The organism is Devosia alba (assembly GCF_039938915.1).
GTDB classification, from domain to species: domain Bacteria; phylum Pseudomonadota; class Alphaproteobacteria; order Rhizobiales; family Devosiaceae; genus Devosia; species Devosia alba.
This window is the reverse complement of sequence record NZ_JBDUUI010000002.1, coordinates 290,687-312,200: the sequence shown is the minus strand read 5'-3', so window position 1 is coordinate 312,200 and position 21,514 is coordinate 290,687. Positions and strand designations below refer to the sequence as shown.

Annotated in this window: 19 protein-coding genes, 1 tRNA gene and 1 pseudogene; 9 read left to right on the top strand and 12 right to left on the bottom strand. The window is 63.0% G+C overall.

Annotation, left to right across the window (positions count from 1 at the left end):
* Nucleotides 1-2: 2 nt before the first annotated feature.
* The 3 genes from ABFY71_RS04060 to ABFY71_RS04050 are packed head-to-tail and all read right to left on the bottom strand — an operon-like array spanning nucleotide 3 to nucleotide 3,120.
* Nucleotides 3-887 (bottom strand): carbohydrate ABC transporter permease, encoded by an 885-nt coding sequence (locus ABFY71_RS04060; RefSeq protein WP_305579591.1) that lies wholly within the window; start codon nucleotides 885-887, stop codon nucleotides 3-5.
* Nucleotides 880-1,827 (bottom strand): carbohydrate ABC transporter permease, encoded by a 948-nt coding sequence (locus ABFY71_RS04055; RefSeq protein ID WP_347944782.1) that lies wholly within the window; start codon nucleotides 1,825-1,827, stop codon nucleotides 880-882. The genes ABFY71_RS04060 and ABFY71_RS04055 overlap by 8 nt, the downstream gene beginning before the upstream one ends.
* Before the next feature lie 3 nt (nucleotides 1,828-1,830).
* Nucleotides 1,831-3,120: an ABC transporter substrate-binding protein gene (locus tag ABFY71_RS04050; RefSeq protein WP_347944781.1), complete on the bottom strand. Its 1,290-nt coding sequence runs from the start codon at nucleotides 3,118-3,120 to the stop codon at nucleotides 1,831-1,833.
* 452 nt (nucleotides 3,121-3,572) lie between these two features.
* On the opposite strand from ABFY71_RS04050, the gene ABFY71_RS04045 reads away from it, so the two are divergent.
* Complete coding sequence (locus tag ABFY71_RS04045) at nucleotides 3,573-4,496, top strand: LysR family transcriptional regulator (RefSeq protein ID WP_347944780.1); 924 nt, start codon at nucleotides 3,573-3,575, stop codon at nucleotides 4,494-4,496.
* Here the strand turns inward: ABFY71_RS04045 and ABFY71_RS04040 are convergent.
* The 4 genes from ABFY71_RS04040 to ABFY71_RS04025 all read right to left on the bottom strand — a co-directional run bounded on the left by ABFY71_RS04040 (nucleotide 4,493) and on the right by ABFY71_RS04025 (nucleotide 8,350).
* Nucleotides 4,493-5,185, bottom strand: a complete 693-nt coding sequence (locus ABFY71_RS04040) for a TetR/AcrR family transcriptional regulator (RefSeq protein ID WP_347944779.1) — start codon at nucleotides 5,183-5,185, stop codon at nucleotides 4,493-4,495. The two genes, ABFY71_RS04045 and ABFY71_RS04040, sit on opposite strands and share 4 nt — an antisense overlap.
* Entirely contained in the window at nucleotides 5,133-6,659 is a 1,527-nt protein-coding gene (locus ABFY71_RS04035) for a tripartite tricarboxylate transporter permease (RefSeq protein WP_347944778.1), read from the bottom strand. Before ABFY71_RS04035 ends, ABFY71_RS04040 begins: the two co-directional genes overlap by 53 nt.
* A gap of 17 nt (nucleotides 6,660-6,676) precedes the next feature.
* Nucleotides 6,677-7,231: a tripartite tricarboxylate transporter TctB family protein gene (locus tag ABFY71_RS04030; protein ID WP_347944777.1), complete on the bottom strand. Its 555-nt coding sequence runs from the start codon at nucleotides 7,229-7,231 to the stop codon at nucleotides 6,677-6,679.
* 78 nt (nucleotides 7,232-7,309) lie between these two features.
* Nucleotides 7,310-8,350: a Bug family tripartite tricarboxylate transporter substrate binding protein gene (locus ABFY71_RS04025; RefSeq protein ID WP_305579584.1), complete on the bottom strand. Its 1,041-nt coding sequence runs from the start codon at nucleotides 8,348-8,350 to the stop codon at nucleotides 7,310-7,312.
* Between the two features lie 230 nt (nucleotides 8,351-8,580).
* On the opposite strand from ABFY71_RS04025, the gene ABFY71_RS04020 reads away from it, so the two are divergent.
* From ABFY71_RS04020 to ABFY71_RS04000, 5 genes and pseudogenes are all read left to right on the top strand, one after another.
* Nucleotides 8,581-8,754 carry a hypothetical protein gene (locus tag ABFY71_RS04020; RefSeq protein WP_347944776.1) on the top strand — a complete coding sequence of 58 codons (174 nt, stop codon included), beginning with the start codon at nucleotides 8,581-8,583 and terminating at the stop codon, nucleotides 8,752-8,754.
* A 15-nt stretch (nucleotides 8,755-8,769) separates the two neighbouring features.
* Nucleotides 8,770-9,321, top strand: a pseudogene (locus ABFY71_RS04015) (TSUP family transporter); the annotation flags it as partial.
* 106 nt (nucleotides 9,322-9,427) lie between these two features.
* The gene (locus tag ABFY71_RS04010) at nucleotides 9,428-10,579 is read left to right on the top strand and encodes a Gfo/Idh/MocA family protein (protein ID WP_347944775.1); all 1,152 of its coding nucleotides are present in this window, start codon (nucleotides 9,428-9,430) and stop codon (nucleotides 10,577-10,579) included.
* A gap of 114 nt (nucleotides 10,580-10,693) precedes the next feature.
* On the top strand, nucleotides 10,694-11,866 hold the full coding sequence (locus ABFY71_RS04005; protein WP_347944774.1) for a dihydrodipicolinate synthase family protein: 1,173 nt from the start codon (nucleotides 10,694-10,696) through the stop codon (nucleotides 11,864-11,866).
* Nucleotides 11,863-12,687 carry a sugar phosphate isomerase/epimerase family protein gene (locus ABFY71_RS04000; RefSeq protein WP_347944773.1) on the top strand — a complete coding sequence of 275 codons (825 nt, stop codon included), beginning with the start codon at nucleotides 11,863-11,865 and terminating at the stop codon, nucleotides 12,685-12,687. Before ABFY71_RS04005 ends, ABFY71_RS04000 begins: the two co-directional genes overlap by 4 nt.
* A gap of 44 nt (nucleotides 12,688-12,731) precedes the next feature.
* On the opposite strand, the gene ABFY71_RS03995 is transcribed toward ABFY71_RS04000, so the two are convergent.
* The 5 genes from ABFY71_RS03995 to ABFY71_RS03975 form a co-directional block, all read right to left on the bottom strand.
* Nucleotides 12,732-13,127 carry a hypothetical protein gene (locus ABFY71_RS03995; protein WP_347944772.1) on the bottom strand — a complete coding sequence of 132 codons (396 nt, stop codon included), beginning with the start codon at nucleotides 13,125-13,127 and terminating at the stop codon, nucleotides 12,732-12,734.
* Between the two features lie 107 nt (nucleotides 13,128-13,234).
* Nucleotides 13,235-14,431: a class I SAM-dependent RNA methyltransferase gene (locus ABFY71_RS03990; protein WP_347944771.1), complete on the bottom strand. Its 1,197-nt coding sequence runs from the start codon at nucleotides 14,429-14,431 to the stop codon at nucleotides 13,235-13,237.
* Nucleotides 14,432-14,483: 52 nt separating this feature from the next.
* Entirely contained in the window at nucleotides 14,484-17,432 is a 2,949-nt protein-coding gene (locus tag ABFY71_RS03985; RefSeq protein ID WP_347944770.1) for an FAD-binding and (Fe-S)-binding domain-containing protein, read from the bottom strand.
* 79 nt (nucleotides 17,433-17,511) lie between these two features.
* On the bottom strand, nucleotides 17,512-18,216 hold the full coding sequence (locus ABFY71_RS03980) for a PadR family transcriptional regulator (protein WP_347944769.1): 705 nt from the start codon (nucleotides 18,214-18,216) through the stop codon (nucleotides 17,512-17,514).
* A gap of 172 nt (nucleotides 18,217-18,388) precedes the next feature.
* The gene (locus tag ABFY71_RS03975) at nucleotides 18,389-19,387 is read right to left on the bottom strand and encodes a complex I NDUFA9 subunit family protein (protein ID WP_347944768.1); all 999 of its coding nucleotides are present in this window, start codon (nucleotides 19,385-19,387) and stop codon (nucleotides 18,389-18,391) included.
* A 141-nt stretch (nucleotides 19,388-19,528) separates the two neighbouring features.
* On the opposite strand from ABFY71_RS03975, the gene ABFY71_RS03970 reads away from it, so the two are divergent.
* The 3 genes from ABFY71_RS03970 (at nucleotide 19,529) to metK (ending at nucleotide 21,507) form a co-directional block, all read left to right on the top strand.
* Nucleotides 19,529-19,894, top strand: coding sequence for a GFA family protein (locus ABFY71_RS03970; protein WP_347944767.1), 366 nt, complete (start codon nucleotides 19,529-19,531; stop codon nucleotides 19,892-19,894).
* A 58-nt stretch (nucleotides 19,895-19,952) separates the two neighbouring features.
* Nucleotides 19,953-20,037, top strand: a tRNA-Leu gene (locus ABFY71_RS03965).
* A 213-nt stretch (nucleotides 20,038-20,250) separates the two neighbouring features.
* Complete coding sequence (metK, locus tag ABFY71_RS03960) at nucleotides 20,251-21,507, top strand: methionine adenosyltransferase (RefSeq protein ID WP_305579573.1); 1,257 nt, start codon at nucleotides 20,251-20,253, stop codon at nucleotides 21,505-21,507.
* Nucleotides 21,508-21,514: the final 7 nt, after the last annotated feature.

Here is a 21,514-nt window from a genome sequence, read left to right as displayed (position 1 = left end):
GGCTAACGTTTCATACCGGTGGTGGCGATGCCCTCGATGAGCAACCGCTGGAAAAAGAGGAAGAACAGGAAGATTGGCACCAGGCTGAGCACACTCATGGCGAACAGGCCGCCATAGTCGCTTTCCCCGGTACTGTCGGTGAAGGTGCGCAGACCCAGCATGACGGTGTAAGACTTCATTTCGCTGAGATAGATCAGCGGGCCGAAGAAGTCGTCCCAGGTCCAGATGAAGGTGAAGATGGCAGCGGTGGCCAGCACCGGCATGGAAAGCGGAATGATGATCTTCCAGTAGATGCGCCAGGGCGAGCAGCCGTCCATCTGGGCGGCCTCGTCGAGCTCCTTGGGCAGGCCGCGGAAGAACTGCACCATCAGGAAGATGAAGAAGCCATCGGCGGCGAGGAACTTCGGCACCACCAGCGGCAGGAAGGTGTTGACCCAGCCGAGCTGGCGGAACAGCACATATTGCGGGATCAGCGTCACCTGATAGGGCAGCATGAGCGTCAGCAGCATCATGGCGAACCAGAAGTTCTTGAACCTGAAGTCCAGCCGGGCAAAGGCGTAGGCCGCCATCGAGCAGGCCATGACGTTGCCGATGACCGACAGGCCCGAGATGATGAAGCTGTTGGTGAAGAAGACGCCAAAGCTGGTGCGCAAGCCGTTCCAGCCGCGAATGTAGGAATCGATGCTCCAGACACTGGGAAGAATGCTGGCCGAGGTGAAGATCTCGTTTTCCGGGCGGAACGATGCCGCCAGCAGCCACAGCAGCGGGTAGAGCATCACCACCGAGGCGGCCAGCAGTCCCAGGTGGATGAGCAACGAGGTCAGCCGGGAGCGGCCGGGCGAACCCTTGCCGGTGACCACGGTAAGCTTGGCGGGGACATCACTCATCGTAGTGCACCCAGTATTTGGAGGTGAAGAAGGAGAAGGCGGTGAACACACCCACTACCGCGAGCAGGACCCAGGCCAGTGCCGAAGCATAGCCCATGCGGAAGAAGGCAAATGCCTCCTGATAGAGATAGAGGGTGTAGAACAGCGTTGAATTGATCGGATTGCCGGTGCCGCCCGAGATGATGAAGGCGGGCGTGAAGCTCTTGAACGCCTCGATGGTCTGGATGATGGCGTTGAAGAACACCACCGGGGTCAGCAGCGGCAGGGTGATCTTGACGAATTGCCGCCATTTGCTGGCGCCGTCGAGGCTGGCCGCTTCATACATGTCGGTGGGGATCTGGCGCAGACCGGCGAGGAAAATGATCATGGGCGAGCCGAACTGCCAGATCGACAGCACGATCAGCGTCCACAGCGAATATTGCGGATTGGAAATCCAGCTGGGGCCTTCAATACCCACCAGAAGCAGCAGCTTGTTGACCAGGCCGTCACCGGCGAAGATCTGCCGCCACAGGATGGCGATGGCGACCGATGCACCGAGCAGGCTCGGCAGATAAAACAGCGCACGATACAGCGGCAGGCCCCTGATGCCGCGATTGAGCAGCATGGCCACGGCCAAAGCGAAGGCCAGCTTCAGCGGCACCGAGAAAATCACGAAGAACATGGTCACCCGCATCGACGTCCAGAACTTGGCGTCATTGGTGAACATGCGGATGTAATTGTCCGCACCGACCCAGTCGGGCGAGGTGAGCAGATCGAAATCGGTGAAGCTGAGATAGAGCGAGGTCACCATCGGGCCGACGGTCAAGCCGATGAAGCCGATCAGCCAGGGCAACAGAAACAGGTAGCCCGGGGCATCGTTTTGCCAGATCCGGGACCAGATGGAGGGGGTGGCCGCGCGCTCCCTTGCGGGAGCGCCCGATTGTGGAGAGCGCGCGGTCATGGGTTAGGCCCGATTCAGGATGGCAGTGGCTTCCTTGACGAAATACGGGCCCGCATCTTCTGGCGAACGGGCGCCGAAGCCGACTTCCTGGCTGAGCGTGCGCAGCAGGGAGATGTCGATTTCGCCGGCGGCAGCCGGTGGCGATGGTGGCAGTGGCCCAAGCAGGTCGCCGAGATTGGCGACGAAGTTGAGCGCGATCTGGTCCTGCTCGGACAGCGTTGGGGCGATTGCGTCACGCACGGCGGCCGAGCACGGAATGCCGCGTTCGACGCCCAGCACGGCTGCCGCCTCGGGATCGTTGACGAAGAAGCTGAGGAATTCGGCTGCTGCTTCCTTGTTGGCGGACGAGCCGGCCACCGAGAAGAACATCGAGGGCTTGCGATAGTGGCCGCCACCGACGCCTGCCGCCAGACGCGGATAGGACGAGATGGTGATATCGTCCTGCATCACGGCCTGGAAGCCGACGAGCTGGTTGGAGTTCGACGGCATCATGGCCGCCTTGCCCAGAACCAGCATGGTGGTTTCATGCGGGCCGGTATCCAGGGCCTGGTCTTCTGCCGAAACGCAAACGCCGGCTTCGCGCATCTGGCTCCACAGCTGGAACCACTCGGTCATGGCGTCGGCGTCGAAGCCGAGCTTGCCATCGGCAGTATAGAGGGCCAGGCCCTTCTGGCGCAGCCAGTTGTCGAGCATGGGCTCACTGCCCGAGCCGTCCATGATCACCTTCATGCCACCGCGCACATTGGCACTGTTGAACGCCTCGCCCATGGCCATGATTTCATCATAGGTGAGGTCGCGGTTCGGGGCGGCAACGCCGGCTTCTTCAAAGGCTGTGGTGTTGACCATCAGGGCCACTGAATTGGCGCCCAGGCTGATGCCATAGAGGCTGCCATCGACCTTGCCGCCTTCGAGCTGGTCAGCATCGAAATCGTCGAGCTTGAGGGCGCCGCCGACAAATTCGTCAAGCGGGGCAATGGCGTTGCGCTGCGCGTATTCGACGATGTAGCGATAATCCATCTGGATGATGTCGGGGGCATTGCCGCCGGCAGTCTGGGTGGCCAGCTTGGGCCAGTAGTCGTTCCAGGCGAGGAACTCGCCCTCGACGTCGGTGCCTTTGGCCGCCTGGTACAGGTCGGTCACGGCATAGGTACGGTCGGCGCGGGCCTGGCCGCCCCAGAACAGCAGGCGCAGCCGCTCGGCCTGGGCAAAGGCGGGCGAAATGCCGGCCGCGCCGGCAGCAATCAACGCCGAGCTCCCCATCAGGAAATGGCGGCGATCGATACGAATAGTCATCAGGTTTCCTCCCATGAACTGTGGTCGTTCCAATAGCTGGAACATTTGTAACTCAGCAGCCTCCTGCTGCTAATTCACTAACCGGTTACGCATCTCCGCCACCGAGCATTGCTGTCTTCAGCGGATCCTTGTGGGTTGTGCGTTTCATCACTTTGCGCGTTGCACAAATAACCGACTGGTTACGACATAGCACACTGGTTTGGCGGGGCGCAATCTTCTTGTATGGAAGATTTGCGTGGTTGTGAACACCACTCGACCAGATTGAGTCTGATTTGCTACCCCATTGAAATATTTATGCTTATTGGCACCGAGTCACGCAATGACCCGGAGTCGCGGAGCGCCTCCTTGCAGCACTAATCCGGCTGCTTGAGGAAAAGTCTGGCCCAGACTGGATCAAAAGAAAAATACGAAATATCCTGCCTAATATAGATTCTATCTATGGAGCAGAACGCATGGACAAATTGTTGAGTCAGTTTCTGGCGGTGGCGGAGGCGGGCTCCATTACCGGGGCGGCGGCGGCGCTGTTCATCACCCAGCCAACGCTGACCTTCAACATGCGCAAGCTCGAGGAAAACATGGGCGTGGCGCTGCTGACGCGATCCTCGCGCGGGGTGGAGCTGACCGAATATGGCGAGATCCTGTATCAGAACGCCCGGCTGATGCGGCGGCTCTATGACAATACCCTCAAGGCCATCGAGCAGCAGCGCGGTCGGGTCGAGCAGGGCCTTAATCTGGGCACCGGCTATTCGTGGTGGACCCTGTTCATCCGCGACATGGTGGTGGACTATTCGCGCGACTTCCCCAGTGCGCGGGTGCATGTGAGCCTGGGCAACCAGCTGCGGCTGATGGACCAGTTGCTCAGTGGCGACATCTCGCTGTTTGTCGGGCACGAGATCGAGGGGCTCAATCGCAGCGCCGGGGCGCGCTTTTGTCCGCTGACCCGGGTGGGTCAGGGCTATTTCGTGCGCGCCGGCCATCCGCTGCTGCTGGCGCCGCGCAGCCTGAATGAGCTGGAGGCCTATCCGGCGGTGACCAGCGCCCTGCCCGAGACGCGGCACCAGCGGTTTTTTGAAACCTGGAGCCGCAGTACGGCGGGCAGCACCAGCTTCGAGCAGGGCAAATATGCCTTCGCCTCGAACTCGCTGGCGGCGTGTTTGGACTATGTGGCGCGCACCGATGCGGTGATCAGTCATACTGCGGTGATGGAGTCCGAATTCGCCCGGCGCGGACTGGCCCGCATCACCGTCAATGAGCCGACCCCGCAATACACGATCGGCGTCTACGCGCTCAACGAGCGTGTTGACGAACCGCGCGTTGCCGAGCTGATTGGCTGGCTGCAGAGCGCGGCCAGCAAAGCCCTGCCGCCGCTGGTCTAGGCCGGCTTGGTGCGCAGATAGTCGAGCACCATCTGCACCGCCTGGGCTTCGCGCTCCTGCACCATGTCGATGCCGCTCAGATCGCGGGCAAAGATCACCGAGAGCGTGGCCATATTGGAGACATAGAAGAACCCCAGCGCGGCAATGGAAATATAGAGCTGGACCGGATCGACATCGCGGCGAAATACCCCCGCATCGGCGCCACGCTCGACAATGGTGGTGATCTGGCCGACCAGCGGCGAGTGCAGCGCCGGGATATCGGTCATGGTCTTGAGAAAGCGCGCATTCTCGATGTTTTCGGTATTGAGCAGGCGCGGAAACCAGGGATTGGCCAGAAAGTGCCGGAAGGTGAAGCGCACCAGCCGGTCCATGGCTTCGACCGGGCCGAACTGGTCGAGACTGAGGGCCCGCTCGCCCCGCCGGATCTCCTGATAGGCGTCGAGCAGCACGGCACGGTACAGCTCTTCCTTGTTGCCATAGTAATGGTAGAGCAGGCGCTTGTTGGCGCCGGCCAGCGCCGCAATGGCGTCGACCCGCGCGCCCTCGAAACCGCGCGCGGCAAATTCGGCGCGCCCCGCCACCAGAATGCCGGCCTTGGTCTTGACGCTGTCGCGCGCCCGCTTGACCGAAGGCGTTTTAGCCTTGGTCGGGGCTTTGGGCGCGGGCGCTGGGGAGGAGGGCTCTGACACGCTTGGATACCGCCGGAATTGACATCAGGATGGTGACAATGATGACCCCGCAGATAACAGCACTGATCGGACGGGTAAAGAACGGGCTGGGGTCGCCATTGGTCAGCAACAGGCCTCGCCGCAAATTGAGGTCGAGCAGATCACCCAGGATGATCCCCAGCACCAGCGGCGCCATGGGGAATTTCATCTCGCGCAGGATGAAGCCGGCAATGCCGAAGCCGACCATGACATAGACGTCGAACAGCCGCTGGGTGATGGCGAACGAGCCCACCACGCACAGCACATAGACCACCGCCATCAGCCGCTCGCGCGGTACCGACAGCACGGTCAGCAGGGGCTTGGTCAGCGTCAGGCCGAGCACCAGGATGGCCAGGGTGGAAAACAGCAGCACGGCCACGATCTGGTAGAGCGTTTCGGGGCTTTCGGTCATCAGCAGCGGACCGGGCCGAATACCGTGAATGAACATGGCGGCAATCAGCACGGCGGCGGCGGCCGAGCCGGGCAGTGCCAGGGTCAATGTGGGGATCATGGCGCCCGGCACCACGGAGGAATTGCCGGTTTCGGCGGCAATCAGCCCCTCCTGGCTGCCGCGCCCGAACATGTGCGGTTCCTTGCTGGCCCGTTTGGCGGCGGCATAGCTGGCCCAGGCGCCGACATCTTCGCCCACCCCCGGGACGATGCCGACAAAGGTGCCGATCAGGCCCGAACGGATGATGGTTTTCCAGTATTTGAACACTTCGCCCAGCTTGGGCACGACGCGGTCGCTGGACGAGACGATACGGGCCTGGGCGGTGCGCTTCATGACGCCAAGGATTTCGGCAAAACCAAAGGCGCCGACCATGGCCGGGATCAGATCAACCCCGCCACCGAGCGAGGCTATGCCGAAGGTGAAGCGCTGATGGGCATGCAGGGTTTCCATGCCGACCATGGCCACCAGCAGCCCGAGAATGCCGGCCATATAGCCCTTGAGCGGATCGTCCATGGCGGTCAGCTGCCCGGAAATGATCACGCCGAACAGCGCCAGCCAGAAGAATTCATAGGTGCCAAATTTCAGCGCCGCCTCAGCCAGCAGCGGCGCGATCAGGGCCAGCGCGACAATGCCGATGATCGTGCCCAGGGCCGAGGAGGTGGTGGCCAGTCCCATGGCCAGGCCGGCCTTGCCCTGCAGCGCCAGCGGGTGGCCGTCCAGCGTGGTGGCGGCGCTGGCGGGGGTGCCCGGAATGGCCAGCAGGATGGCCGTGCGGCTGCCACCATAGATGGCGCCTGAATAGATGCACATCAGCACCAGGATCGCCTGGTCGGGGGCCATCTTGTAGGTGAGGGTCACCAGCAGGGCGACGCCCATCGTGGCCGTCAGCCCCGGCAGGGCGCCGATCACGATGCCCAGCAGCGTGGCCCAGACGATATTGAACAGGGAGATGGGGTTGAGGAAATGGCTGATGCCATTGGCCAGCAGGCCGAGACCGTCGAACATGCTTCAATAAACTCCGGTCACGGTAGACGCACGAGAAACAGGCGCTCGAACACCAGGGTGACCACGGCAGCGGTCACCACGGCGAGCCCGAATGCCCAGGGCAGGGTACGCAGCAGGGGTTGCCGCGGCGCGGCCAGCCAGGCTTCAAACACCAGGACAAAGGCGAACACAAAGACCCCGGTGGCCAGCCAGAACGGCAGCAGGCCGACCAGCACCAGCGAATAGATCAGGGTCAGCACCAGCACGGCGCCGGCACGCTGCGCCCCGGACGAGACAATGGCGCGGCCAAGGTCGCGCCAGCCCTCGGGCGCCGGGGTGCGGAGCGAGCGCAGCGTCAGAATCACGCCGCAGACCAGCAGCGCCGCGCTGAGCAGCCCGGGCACCAGGCCTGGCGCGGTCAGTGGATTAATGCGGCGTGCCTCAAGGCGATCCATGGTCCAGGAGCCAAACAGGGTCGCCGCCGCCAGCACGACAAAGAACAGGCCGGCGGCCAGATCGGCTTTGATCATGGCGGGAGGCACGGCCTCATCGGCAGGCGGTAGTGGCGCGGCGTCGGGGGATTGTTCGACCATGGGCAATTCATCTCATTGCAGAAATCAGGCCCGGCGGGTGGTCCCGCCGGGCCGCAGACAGGGGTGTGTCAGCGTCGGCTACATGCCCACTTCGGTGCGGGTCTCGCAGTCAATGCCGATGGTGGACGGATCATTGGCGGCTTCGCCACGTTCCATGGCCGAACAGGCTTCCAGAATCACCACCGGCATGGCCAGCGCGCGGGCTTCGGCACCATAGGATGGCGCGAACACCGCACCGAAATTCTCGGCATAGGCCTTGAGTTCGGGGGCGTTCATCACCTTTTCGGCCCAGATCTTGTCGACCGTAGCCAGCACTTCGGCGGGCGCATCGGCGGGGATGAAAATGCCGAAATAATCGGGGGCGAGCCCCATCTCGGGCAGCCAGTCAGTGATCGGCGGAATCGGATCGACGCCATCGAGCAGCAGCGGCTTGTCCGACAGCACGGCGAGTGCCCGCAGACGACCGCCCCGGATCAGTTCGGTCTGTTCCACGGCGAGCTGGGTGGTGACCATGGCTTCGCCGGAGGCGACCGCGATGGCAGCCGGCCCGCCGCCGTCATAGGTGACCATATTGTATTCGAAGCCGCCTGCGGCATCGGAGAGCGCGGCGATGGCCGTGCCGCCCGAGGAGGTGATACCGGCGGTGGCAACGGTGACACCACGCCCGCCATCGGACTGGAACGCCGCCAGCAATTCGCCGAAATCGGTGAACTGGCTGTCGGCAGGCACACTGACCACCGGCACATTGGCGACGGAAAGATAGATATGCCAGTCGTCGATATTGGTATCTTCGAGCAGGCCCGACACCGAATAGGTGGCGTTGTTGGCGATGGCATTGGCGGTCCAGGTGTAACCGTCATGCGGGGCGTTGAGCACTTCCTGGGTACCGATGGCGCCCGAGGCGCCCGGCTGGTTGACGACGACAATGTCGACGCCCAGTGCTTCGGCCAGGATTGGCGCGGTGACGCGGGTCACCTGATCGGTGGAGCCACCGGCACCCCACGGCACGATCAGATTGATCGGGCGATCAGGCTTCCATTCCTGCGCAAATGTCATAGTCGTACCAAGCAGCACCGTCGCGGCACTGCAGGTCAGCAGAAGTCGCATTGTGCGCTTCATGATGAGCCTCCTTAAAAGTGGTCGGGCTGATTATTATCGGTTGGCCCGGCACCTAGACTGGTACCAACATATCTGCGATGTCAATCCACAAGTAACCAGATGGTGACTTTTCGCCGGCACCCGCCGGAAACCGGGCCGCGGCGGCAGGCCGAGCCGTGACGACGCAATAATGGGGGGCCGGTTCACCGAAACGGCTGCGCCACAAGGAAGTTGGAAGGTTGACTGGGATTATGGATTTAACGTCGGTATTGATCATCGTCCTGGCATTGGGTGGCGGGGGTTTTGTCAAGGGTGCCACCGGCATGGGGCTGCCGCTGGTCGCGCTGCCCGTGCTGACCACGGCGTTCGGGTTGCAGCATGCCGTCGGCCTGATGGTTGTGCCGCTGATTGCCACCAATTCCTGACAAGTCTGGCGCTTTCGCACTGAAGTCAAATCACCGCAGCTCGCCTTCATGCCGCTGTTTCTGGCGGGCGGGGTCCTCGGCATCGGCGTGGGCACCTGGGCCCTGACCAGCTTGCCCGAACGACTGCTGGTACTGGTGCTCGGCGTCATCCTTCTGGCCTATGTCGCCATGCGACTGGCCACGCCGCACTGGATACTCAGCCCCGCCATGGCCAGGCGTTTCGGGCCGCTGGCCGGGGTGGGCGGCGGCGCCTTGCAGGGGGCCACCGGGATCTCCTCCCCGATCACGGTGACTTTCATCCATGCCATGGGGCTCGAGCGCTCTGCCCATGTGTTTGCCGTCTCTGCCATGTTCTTGCTGTATGCGGTGGTGCAATTGCCGGCACTGTGGGTGGCTGGGGTCATGCAGCCGCTCTGGTTGCTGCAGGGCGTGCTGGCGCTGATCCCGATCCTGGCCATCATGCCGCTCGGCCACTGGGCCAGCAGCAAGCTCAGCCGGCGGGCCTTTGACCGCCTGATCCTGGTTTTTCTGGGCGTGATCGGCCTGAAAATGGCCTTGGGCGTGTGAGCCGCTCCAGGCAGTTTTCAACAATAGCGGCTTGACGTAGGCTTGCCGGCACGTATATCTAAGTAACTAATCAGTTACACACCGACGGTGTCTTGGAGAAATTGAAATGGCGGATAAGCGGCTTGGCCTGATCATGCACGGAGTGACCGGGCGCATGGGCTATAATCAGCACCTGGTGCGCTCCATTCTGGCAATTCGGGACCAGGGTGGCGTCATGCTGTCCAACGGCGACCGGCTGGTAGTGGACCCGATCATTGTCGGCCGCGACGCCGACAAGATCGAGCGCCTGGCCAAAAAGCACGACATCAAGCGCTGGAGCAGCGATCTTGATGCGGCGCTGGCCAATCCCGAAGACACGGTGTTTTTTGACGCCGGCACCACGCTGATGCGCGCCAGCCTGATCGAAAAGGCGCTGGCCGCCGGCAAGCATGTCTATTGCGAGAAGCCGACCTCGGACAGCCTGGATATCGCCGTCAACCTGGCCAAGACGGCCCGCGCCTCGGGTCTCAAGCATGGCGTGGTGCAGGACAAGCTGTTCCTGCCCGGCCTGATGAAGCTGAAAATGCTGCGCGACAGCGGCTTTTTCGGCGATATCCTGTCGGTACGCGGCGAGTTCGGCTATTGGGTGTTCGAGGGTGACTGGCAGCCATCGCAGCGCCCCAGCTGGAACTACCGCAAGAAGGATGGCGGCGGCATCATTCTCGATATGCTGTGCCACTGGCGCTATGTGCTCGATAATCTCTTCGGGGAAGTCAAAGCCGTCTCCTGCCTCGGCGCGACGCACATTCCCGAGCGCGTTGACGAGAACGGCAAGCGCTTCAAGGCCGATACCGATGACGCGGCCTATGCCACGTTCGAACTCGAGGGCGGGGTGATCGCCCAGATCAATTCGAGCTGGACCACCCGCGTCCGGCGCGACGATCTGGTGACCTTCCATGTCGATGGTACGCATGGCTCGGCGGTGGCGGGCCTGCACAAATGCTGGAGCCAGCATCGCGTCAACACGCCAAAGCCGGTGTGGAACCCCGATCAGCCCCAGACCATGAACTTCTTTGACGACTGGGAAGAAGTGCCGGACAACTGGCCGGCCCAGAACGGCTTCAAGGCACAGTGGGAAATGTTCCTGCGCCACGTCGCCGAGGATGCGCCATGGGAATATGGCCTCGAAGCCGGCGCCAAGGGCGTGCAGCTGGCCGAACTCGGCCTCAAGAGCTGGGCCGAACGCCGCTGGCTCGATGTGCCGAAGCTCGAATTCTGACACACGTCATGTGAGGCACACCCTCACCCCACCCACGGTGTCACCCCGGCCTTGAGCCGGGGCCCGTCCTTCGCGGGGATGACACCGAGTTTGTTGAGACTTCGGAGCTCTTCGATGCCCACAATCAATCTGCCCAATCCCGACCGGTCCATCACGCCCTACACGCTGACCGGCACCCCAATTCCCTTCGTCAAGCACAAGGCCAGCGACTTCAATCGCATCGCCTATTCTGCCGCCCACGTCGTGGCCGATCCACTGGCCAACAACGATCCCTGGCTGACGCCGGCGATTGACTGGGACACCACGCTCAAATTCCGCCACCGCATGTGGGATCTCGGCCTTGGCGTTGCCGAAGCCATGGACACCGCCCAGCGCGGCATGGGTCTGGGCTGGGCCGAGGCGCAGGAGCTGATCCGTCGCGCCCAGGCCGAAGCGCGCACACGCGACGATGCGCTGATCGCCTATGGCGCCGGCACCGATCACCTGCTGCCCGGCCCCGATGTCACCATCGACCAGATCATCGCCGCCTATGAGGAGCAGGTCGGGTTCGTCGAAGCCGAAGGCGGGCGCGTCATCCTGATGGCGAGCCGCGCGCTGGCCGCTGTCGCCAAGTCGCCGGACGACTATGTCAGGGTCTATGGCCGCATTCTCTCCCAGGTCAAACAGCCCGTCATCCTGCACTGGCTCGGCGAAATGTTCGATCCGGCCCTTGAGGGCTATTGGGGCAGGGCCGACCACCTCGCCGCCATGGATGTGTGCCTCGACGTCATCGCCGCCCATGCCGACAAGGTCGATGGCATCAAGGTTTCGCTGCTCTCGGCAGAAAAGGAAATCGCCATGCGCCGGCGGCTCCCCGCTAGCGTCAAGATGTATACCGGCGACGATTTCAACTATGCTGAGCTCATCGCCGGGGACAGCGAAGGCTATTCCCACGCGCTGCTGGGCATTTTCGACGCCATCGCGCCGGCCGCCTCGGCGGCTCTGGCCGCGCTGGGCAAGGGCAATAATAACGAGTTCTTTGACCTGCTCGAACCCACCGTACCGCTGAGCCGGCATATCTTTGCCGCCCCGACCCGCTTCTACAAGACGGGCGTGGTGTTCCTCGCCTACCTCAACGGGCTGCAGGACCACTTCCAGATGGTGGGCGGCCAGCAATCGACGCGCTCGGTGCAGCATCTGAGCGAGCTGTTCCGGCTGGCTGACAAGGCGCGGGTGCTCAGCGATCCCGATCTTGCCGTCAAACGCATGAAAGCAGTGCTTGATGTTAACATTGTGCTAACGCCATGACCCAACGTTCTATCTCGCTGAACCTTGCCACCACCCGCCAGGTCTGGGGCTTCGCCGAAGCCGTGGATGGCTGCATGCGGGCCGGCATAACCGCCATATCACCCTGGCGCGACCAGATCGCCGCCATTGGCCTTGATGAAGCCGCGCGCATTGTGCGCGACAACAAGATCCAGGTTACCGGGGTCTGCCGGGGCGGCATGTTCCCGGCCGAAACCGCCGAGGGTCGCAAAGCCCAGATCGACGACAATTTGCGCGCCATCGATGAAGCGGCGGCGCTGAATGCCGATTGCCTCGTGCTGGTCGTGGGCGGATTACCGGGCAGTTCCAAGGACTTGCCGGGCGCCCGGCAGATGGTCAGCGACGGCATTGCCGCCATGCTGCCGCATGCGAAAGCCTCGGGCGTCAAGATCGCCATCGAGCCGCTGCACCCCATGTATGCCGCCGACCGGGCCTGCGTGAACACCATCGACCAGGCGCTCGACATCTGCGAGACGCTGGGCGAAACCGTCGGGGTGGCCATAGACGTCTACCATGTCTGGTGGGACCCGCGGCTGGCACAGGCCATTGCCCGCGCCGGCCGTATGAAGCGCATCTTCGCCCATCACATCTGCGACTGGCTGGTGCCGACCAAGGACATGCTGCTTGATCGCGGCATGATGGGCGATGGCGTCATCGATCTCCCCGCCATCCGCAAGATGATTGAAGACGCTGGCTTTTTCGGACCGCAGGAAGTGGAAATCTTCAGCCAGGACAATTGGTGGAAGCGCCCCGGCGATGAAGTGCTCGCGGTCATCAAGGAGCGCGTGGCAACGATCTGCTGACCAAAACCCCCGGGATCGGCCCGGGGGTTTCGCGTCAGGCCGTGTCAGGATGCTTTGTTGTAGGCCAGGGTCTGACACAGAATGGCCGCGCGGCAACCCTGGATCTCGACGGTCTGGTCGCTGACCAGGGTAATGGTCGCTGCGGCGCTCATGTCGCCAGCAACCAGCTCGCCCTTCCACTCATTGGGAGCGATCTGCTCGGCTTGCATGACCTGCTGACCAACAAAGGCCAGGTTTTGTTCAGTCGCCGACCTGCCTTCAAGATTGGTCAGCGTGGCACACAAGGTGGTGCCGGTTTCGCCACAGGGCTGAAACTCAAAGGAGGTCCCGTATTCGTCAACGTATGTCCCGCTCGGGACAACTTCCTGGGCAGACACGGCCGGAATGGCAAAGCCGGCACACAGGGCAGTAACGACAAGGCTGGTTTTCAAGATATGCATGGTGTTCTCCATCACGACGGCTCCCGCCCAAGGCAGTCGCTCATGATTGCTGAATGCTTACCCAACGCCGTCAAATGCGCATTGGTTGCCAGCTCAAAGATGACCATTTAGCGGCGAAATGTGGCCGCCATTTCAATATGGGTGGACTGGGTAAACTGGTCCACCGCCACCAGATCGCTCATCGTATAGCCGCCGGCGATGAGAATGGCGGCGTCGCGGGCGAAGGTGCGCGGGTCGCAGGCCGCCATGACAATGGTCTTGACCTTGGACAGGGCCAGCTCCCTGACCTGCGCCTCGGCGCCGGAGCGGGGTGGATCGAGCACCACGAAATCATAATTGAGCTCGTACTGGGTCAGGGGGTCGCGGAACAGATCCTGGGCCTTGGCGGTGATCTCGCGCAGCCCCTTGGTAAAGCGGCGGGCGTGATCGAGCGCGGCAATGGATGGCCTGTCATTGTCAAACGCCATTACCGGCCGCTGTTCGGCCAGCCGCAGCGCAAAGGGCCCCAGGCCGCAGAACAGGTCGGCGACCGTCTTGGCCTTGCGGTCGAGCGCGCCGAGCACATAATCCGCCAGCAGGTTTTCGGCAGCGGCAGTGGCCTGCAAAAAGGCCCCGATCGGCAATTCCACCCGGGCCCGGCCCATTTCGATGATGGGAGGCTGGGCCTGCAGCACCATGTCACCATTGAGCGCCAGCCGCGCCAGCTTGAAGCGTGCCACCAGCGGCGCCAAGCGATCGTGTCGGGCCTGCTTTTTTTCGGTGCGGATGGCGACGTCGAGACCCGACAGGCTGGCGACGATGCTGACATCGGCCTCGCCCACGGCCTGAAACACCGCCCGCGCGATATCAGGCGCCTTGGCCAGAGCCGGCACCAGAATGGGGCAGACGTCCAGATCGTGCACCTCATGGCTGCGGGCGCGCATATAGCCGACGCCTTCGCGGCGGGCATGCAGGGTGGCGCGGCGCCGGCCGTCGCCGGCTGCATCGATAAAGCGGGCGACCGGCACTTCAATGCCGGCAAAGCGCAATGGCGTCTCGATCAGGCCGATCTTGAAGGCCTCATAGCTGGTCCGGTCCATGTGCTGGAGCTGGCAGCCGCCGCAGGCGCCGAAATGCGGGCAGAAGGGTTCGATGCGGTTTTCTGCCGGCGCCACCACGCCGAGCAATGTGCCCCGATCACCGTCAAGGGCGATCTCGACGCGCTCGCCAGGCAGGGCGAGCGGCACGAAGACCTTGCGGCCGTCGATTTCGGCGACGCCCTCGCCCTTATGGCCAAGGCTGGTGATGGTGGCGGTGATGGTCATGGTTATCCGGGGCTTGCTGAACCCGTTCAGTAGCGGCAAGCCCCGGTCAGGTCTAGTGCAGCGGCCGGCTGGCCCATTCGAGCAGGCTGGCCAGACCGACAAAGGGCACATCGGTATGCTCGCTCAGGCCCGAGGCGCAGGTGCTTACCGTCGAGACCCCCAAAGTACAGCCCGCCGGCATATCCTGCTTGGCAAAGCGGGTGGCGTGGGCGTTGAGTTCGGGCACGAACAGGCCCTTGTCACCGGCATAGCCACAGCAGTTGAGCGCGCTGAGCACGGCGACGGTATCGGCACAGGCGCCGGCAATGGCTTCGGTCATCGGCTGTTCGGCCAGCCGCTGGGCCGAGCAATTGTGGTGCACGGCGACGGTCGGTAGCTTTTGCGTGATGGTCAGCTTGGGCAGTACCTGGCTCAGGAGAAATTGCGCGGAATCCAGCACCGGTGCGTCGCCGGGAAACTCACGCAGATGTTTGGCGCAGGTCGAGGCGTCAGTGACCACACTCAACCGACCGGCGTCGGACAGAGAAGACAGTTCGCGCTTGAGGTCGCCGCCAACACTGGCGGCCTGTTCGGGGAAACCCTTGGACTGGAAGGGCTGGCCGCAACACTGGCCATTGAGATGGTCGGGCATGACGACGTCGAAGCCCGCGCGTTCGAGCAGCGCCAGCATGGCAGCGGGCACCGGTAGCAGATCGTAGCGGGTTGCGGGCGCGCCGAACATGCGCGTGGCGCAACTGGGAAAGTAGACGATGGATGGACGGCCGCTCTGGGCGATGGGCACGGGGAAGCCGGTCTGGCGCGGATCCTGCCGGTTCGGAACCGGCTTGGGCGCGCCGGGGCCCCGATGCAGGGCACGCGACACGCGGGGCAGGCGCTTGCCGGTCAGTCGTCTGGCAGCGTCGGTCAGCGCTTCGATGGCGGGCGCCGGGATAACGGTGCGGGCGGCGTCGGCCAGCCCCACGCCGGCGCGCATCAAGGTCTCCACACTGCCACGATGATCGGCCACAAGGCCGGCCACGGCGTGGCCGGTAGCGCCGCGCCGCTGCGCACGTTGGCCGATGATCATGGTGCCGGTTTCAATGCCCACCGGGCAGCGCAGCGAACACAAATTGCAGGCAGCGCAGGTGTCGAGCCCGGCATACTGGAAATCATCGTCGAGCCGCTTGAGCCGGGCAGGGTCTTCTCCACTGCGCCGCAGCCGCTCCCGCTCCCGCGTCACTGCAATCCGCTGGCGCGGCGACAGGGTCATCTGCTGGCTGGGACAAGCCGGCTCGCAGAAGCCGCATTCGATACACATATCGACCAGTTCATCGGCTGGCGGCATGACCTTGAGATGCTTGATATGGATCTTGTCGTCGGGGTTGAGCAGCACGCCGGGGTTGAGCAGGCCCTCGGGATCAAACAGATGCTTGATGGCATGCATCAGGCCATAGGCCTTGGCCCCCCATTCGGCCTCGACGAACGGCGCAATGGCGCGGCCGGTGCCATGTTCAGCCTTGAGCGAGCCGCCATATTTCAGCGACACCAGATCGCTGAGGGCGCCGGAAAAGGCATCGAACTTTTCCGCTGAACCGGGCAGCGAAAAATCGTCGCCCATCTGGAAATGCAGATTGCCGGCCAGGGCATGGCCAAAAATCACGGCGTCCTCATAGCCATGATCGTCCAGCATGGCGCGCAGATCGACCACGAAATCGGCCAGCCGCTCGATCGGGGCGGCCACGTCTTCGGTCAACATGATGCTGCCCTTGGGACGCGCCGCTCCGGCGGAGGCGAAAAAGCCCTTGCGAATGTCCCAGAGGGCGTGGCTGCGGATCGCGTCAGTAGAAAAATCGACATGGGTGGCGCCGTGCCGCGACAGCAGCTCGACCGCCTTGGCGACTTCGCGATCCAGCGTCGCCGCATCAGGGGCGGTGACGTCGATCAGCACGGCGGGGGAATTGTCGGTCAGCCAGGGCAGCAGGGGCGCCATGGGGGGCAGATGGGCCACCGTTTCCAGGGCGCGGCGCTCGATATATTCGGCGGCCGTGACGCCTGTGGTCAGCTGGATGCCGCCATTGGCCATTTCAATGATGGCCCTGCCCGCAGATTGCGGGTCGGGAAATGACACCAGGGCGGTGGATTTGAACGGGTGCTCGGGAACGGTATTGTAGGTGACCTCGGAAACGAAGCCGAGCGTGCCTTCGGACCCCACCATCAGATGGATCAGGATGTCGAGCGGATCGGAATAGTCGACCAGCGCATTGAGCGAATAGCCGACAGTGTTCTTGATGGCGTATTTCCGGGTGATCAGCGCCACCAGGTCGGGGTCGCTGATCACCTGATGATGCAGCTGATGCAGGCCATCAAGCATGGCAGCGTGGCTGGTGCGGAAGGCGGCGCAACTGGCCGGATCGCCCGAATCCAGCATGGTGCCATCGGTCAGCACCAGGCGCAGGCGCGCCATGGTGTGATAGGTGTTCTGGGTGACGCCGCAGCACATGCCGGACGAATTATTGTTGACCACGCCACCGATCTTGCAGGTCGCCTGGCTGGCGGGATCAGGGCCGATCTTCTTGTTGAAGGGCTTCAGTGCCGTATTGGCATTGGCCACAATAATGGCCGGGCCCAGGGTAATCTGTTCAGCACCGGGATGGATATTGAGCCGGCGCCAGCCATCGCCGAGGACAGCCAGCACGCCATCGGTGACGGCCTGCCCCGATAACGAGGTGCCGGCGGCGCGAAAGGTGATGGGCAGTCCTTCGGCCCGGGCGGCGGCCATGACCGCTCGGACCTCATCTTCGGAATTGATGAGGACCACCGCTGCCGGAATCAACCGGTAGGAGCTGGCGTCGCCGCTCCAGGCATAGGTCATCAGCGGGTCAGTAAACATGAACCCTTCGATCGCGCCCTTGAGGCGCGCCACCAGGCGCTCACCGGCGGCTTGCCGCTCGGGAGTAACCTGATGAAGGGGGGTAACGACGGGGGCGATGTGGGGCGCGAGGGCGGGGGCGATTTGCTGCATGGCAGCAGACTAACATGTTAGTTTGTGACTGCGAAGCGCGTTCTGAGGGACGCGGTGTCCACCGCGCCCCTCAGATCCATCAGATGTCCACGTCGTCTTCGGTAAGCGCGTGAATGTCAGCGGCCGCACGGCGCAGGATAATGGCAGCACGCAATTGCTGGTCCTCGGAGCCACGGCGGGCTGCCTTGATCGCTGCCTTGAGGGCGCGCCGGGCAGTGTTGAGCTCGGGCACCACATCCTTGAGGTCACGATCGGTGTCCGACGCAGTTGCCTGCCGGGTGCCCGAATCGGTGGGGCCGTCCTGTTGGGCAGACCAGTCGGCCTTGGCGAATTCGCGGAAGCGCTGCATCTGCTCGCCGGCCTTGGCAAGGAAAGCCAGGGTCGATTCGATCGATTCGCGATTGTCGCTGAGATGGGCCCGCCCGGCATCGGTGATGGTGTAGAGCTTCTTGTTGCCATCGGCATGGGAGGTCGCATACCCGGCTTCCTCGAGATAGGTCAGCGCGGGATAGACCACGCCCGGGCTGGGCGAATAGAAGCCGGCCGACTTTTCCTCGATCGCCTTGATCAGGTCATAGCCGTGGCGCGGCTGCTCATCGATCAGATAGAGCGCTACCAGGCGGAGGTCACCCGATGCCAGCATGCGGCCAATACGAAACTTGCCCCCCATATTGCCCCAGTTTTCGGCGCTGTCGACGCCAGCAGCCAGACGAGCCCAGCCGCTTCGCGCCATGGCTTCCATGCGCCGCCAATTGGGTTCTCCATTATTCCAGTAGGTGCTCATTTGCTGTGCTCCGATATATCTTTGATGCCGTTAATCGCCGATATCATGGCCGAAAGACCGGGTTTCAAGATATATCGCTGAGTTGTGAAGCACGCCGACGCCCAGCAAAACGCCCGCTGCAAGGCAACGGGCGCCGGGTATTGATCATCTGGTGATCATCGATTGGCGCCGATCAGGCGCTGCTGGCGTCGCTGGCCGGGCTCGGCAGGGTCTTGTCGAACTGGCCGTGCTTGCGGAAGCGCCAGAGATAGGTGGGCAGGATGGTGTCCATCGCGGTGGGGACAATGCCCATGCCGGCAAAGGTTCGCTTCTCCTTGATGGCGGCTGCAGACACCACATTGTCCACGCTGAGCAGCGCGACCTGGTCGACCGTGAGCAGTGGCGGAAAGGGGAGAATGGCCATGACACTGGCCAGCATCTTGGCAACCCCGAAGGACAGCGGCAGCAGCGGTCGGTTGCGCAGGGCCTCGCGCTGGATCCGCTCCAGCAGCGCGCGATGGGTTTCGACCTGCGGGCCACCGAGTTCGTAGACCTTGCCTGTCTTGAGCTGGCCCTCGGCGGCCAGCACGAATGCCTCAGCGACATCGGCCACATAGGCGGGCTGGAATTTGGTGTCGCCACCGATCAGCGGCATTACCGGGAACATCCGGGCGAGACCGGCCATCAGGTTGAAGAAACCGTCGCCCTGACCAAACAGGATGGAGGGGCGCATTACCACCGCCTTGGGGAAAGCCTCGAATACGGCGGCTTCACCAGCCAGCTTGGACGCGGCGTAGGCGCTGATCTCGGCGGCCTTGTCGACGCCGAGCGCCGACATGTGGACCAGCGCGCTGGCGCCCGCTGCCCTGGCGGCCTCGGCAATTGTCCTGGCGCCATCAACATGGACCGCTTCAAAAGTCTGGGCGCCGCGATTGGCGCCAATGCCCACCAGATTGATCACTATATCGGCGCCGGCGACAGCGCGCTCGACCGAGGCCCGGTTGCGGATATTGGCCTGGAGAGGCACCACCTGCCCCACCGTGCCGAGCGGCCGGACATGGCCGGCCAGATTGGGCTGGCGCACGGCAACCCGAATGCGATGTCCCTTGGCGGCCAGCAATTGGACGATCTGGGTTCCCACAAAGCCCGAGCCGCCAAACACGGTAACGAGTTTTGGATCAAGGCTTTCCATGCTGGGCTCCGGCAAATGGGGCAAAACTTTCCCCGCTTCTAGCGCAAGCCCGGCGCTGCTGTCGAGGGCCGCGGGGCGAATAGAGCTTGACTCCAGGTCAGTTTTGTTCTTGCTTTGTTCCGTTCAAAAGAGGTCTCGGCCATGACTGCCCTTCAAACAACCTATCACGGCCAGTGCCATTGCGGTGCCGTCAGCTTCACGGCCAGCACCGATCTGTCGGCCATGGGCGACTGCAATTGCTCACGCTGCCGGCGTCTGGGCTGGGTAATGCAGTCCGTGCCAGCTGCCGATTTCGTGCTGGAAAGCGGCGCCGACAATCTCACCGAGTTCCGGTTCAACACCCAGACCATCTCCCATCTGTTCTGCAGGACCTGCGGCATTGAAGCATTTGCCCGCGGTTCGGACGGCAAGGGCCAGGAGCTGGTGATGATCAATGTTCATTGCCTGGACGGCGCGCCGCCGGTGGATCGCACTGCCATTACCCATTGGGACGGGGCGAATTGGTGAGCGGGGCGATTAAGGTGATTGACATCGGTCACCGCGCCCCCTAGTTACCGCCCTGCTTGCCCAGATGGCGGAATTGGTAGACGCGCACGGTTCAGGTCCGTGTACCGCAAGGTGTGGAAGTTCGAGTCTTCTTCTGGGCACCAAGTTTAGACCCCGGTCCGACGAAAGTCGTGGCCGGGGTTTTTGGTTCTGGCGGCGGCCGCCGCAACGGGCTCCAGCGGGGCGTCCGGCGCAAGCCCGCATCAGATCATATCAAGCTTTCTTTATATCCAGCTTGACCAGTTGAGGCTTGGATGTCACAAACCGGGTCGAATGGCTCGTTTTGAGCCGCTTTCAGCCAATTCAGGGGATGTTGCGTGGTCCGATCATCTTTTCTTTTCACCTCGGAATCAGTTTCCGAAGGTCATCCGGACAAGGTTTGCGACCGGATCAGCGATGAAATCGTCGATCTGGTGTTCCGCGAGGCAAAAAAGGCCGGCATGGATCTGGCGCAGGTGCGCATTGCCTGCGAGACCCTGGCAACCACCAATCGCGTGGTCATTGCCGGCGAGGTCCGCGTCCCCGAAACGCTGCTGAAAAAGGACAAGGCGGGCAAGATCGTCGTCGATGCCGTCGGCAACCCGCTGGTCAACCCGGCCAAATTCAAGTCGGCCGCGCGCAAGGCCATCCGGGCCATTGGCTATGAGCAGGCCGGCTTCCACTGGAAGACGGCACGCATCGACGTGCTGCTGCATGGCCAGTCGGCCGACATTGCCCAGGGCGTTGATGAGGCCGGCAACAAGGATGTTGGTGCCGGCGATCAGGGCATCATGTTTGGCTATGCCTCGCGCGAAACACCCGAGCTGATGCCGGCGCCGATCTATTATGCGCACAAGATCCTCGAAGTGCTGACCCAGGCGCGCAAGGAGGGCACCGGCCCGGCCAAGGTGCTCGGCCCCGATGCCAAGAGCCAGGTCACGGTGCGCTATCAGGACGGCAAGCCGGTCGCGGTAACGCAGATCGTGCTGTCGACCCAGCATATGGACGATACGCTGACCTCCGCCGATGTGCGCAGGATTGTTGAGCCCTATATCCGCGAGGCCCTGCCCGAGGGCTGGATTTCGGCCGAGACGGTCTGGCACGTCAATCCAACCGGCAAGTTTGTCATTGGCGGCCCGGACGGCGATGCCGGCCTGACCGGGCGCAAGATCATTGTCGATACCTATGGTGGCGCGGCGCCGCATGGCGGCGGCGCCTTCTCGGGCAAGGATCCGACCAAGGTTGACCGCTCCGCGGCCTATGCAGCGCGCTATCTGGCCAAGAATGTGGTCGCTGCAGGCATGGCCGAGCGTGCCACCATCCAGCTCAGCTATGCCATTGGTGTGGCGCAGCCGCTGTCGATCAATGTGAACCTGCACGACACCGGTTCGGTCGATGAGGAAGTGGTTGAGGCCGCTCTGGCCAAGGTGATGGACCTGACGCCGCGCGGCATCCGCACCCACCTTGATCTGAACAAGCCGATTTATGCCAAGACCTCGGCCTATGGCCATTTTGGTCGCAAGGCGGGCCGCGATGGCAGCTTCTCCTGGGAAAAGACCGATCTGGTCAGCGCCTTGAAGGCTGCCGTAAAGTAGCCCTGAT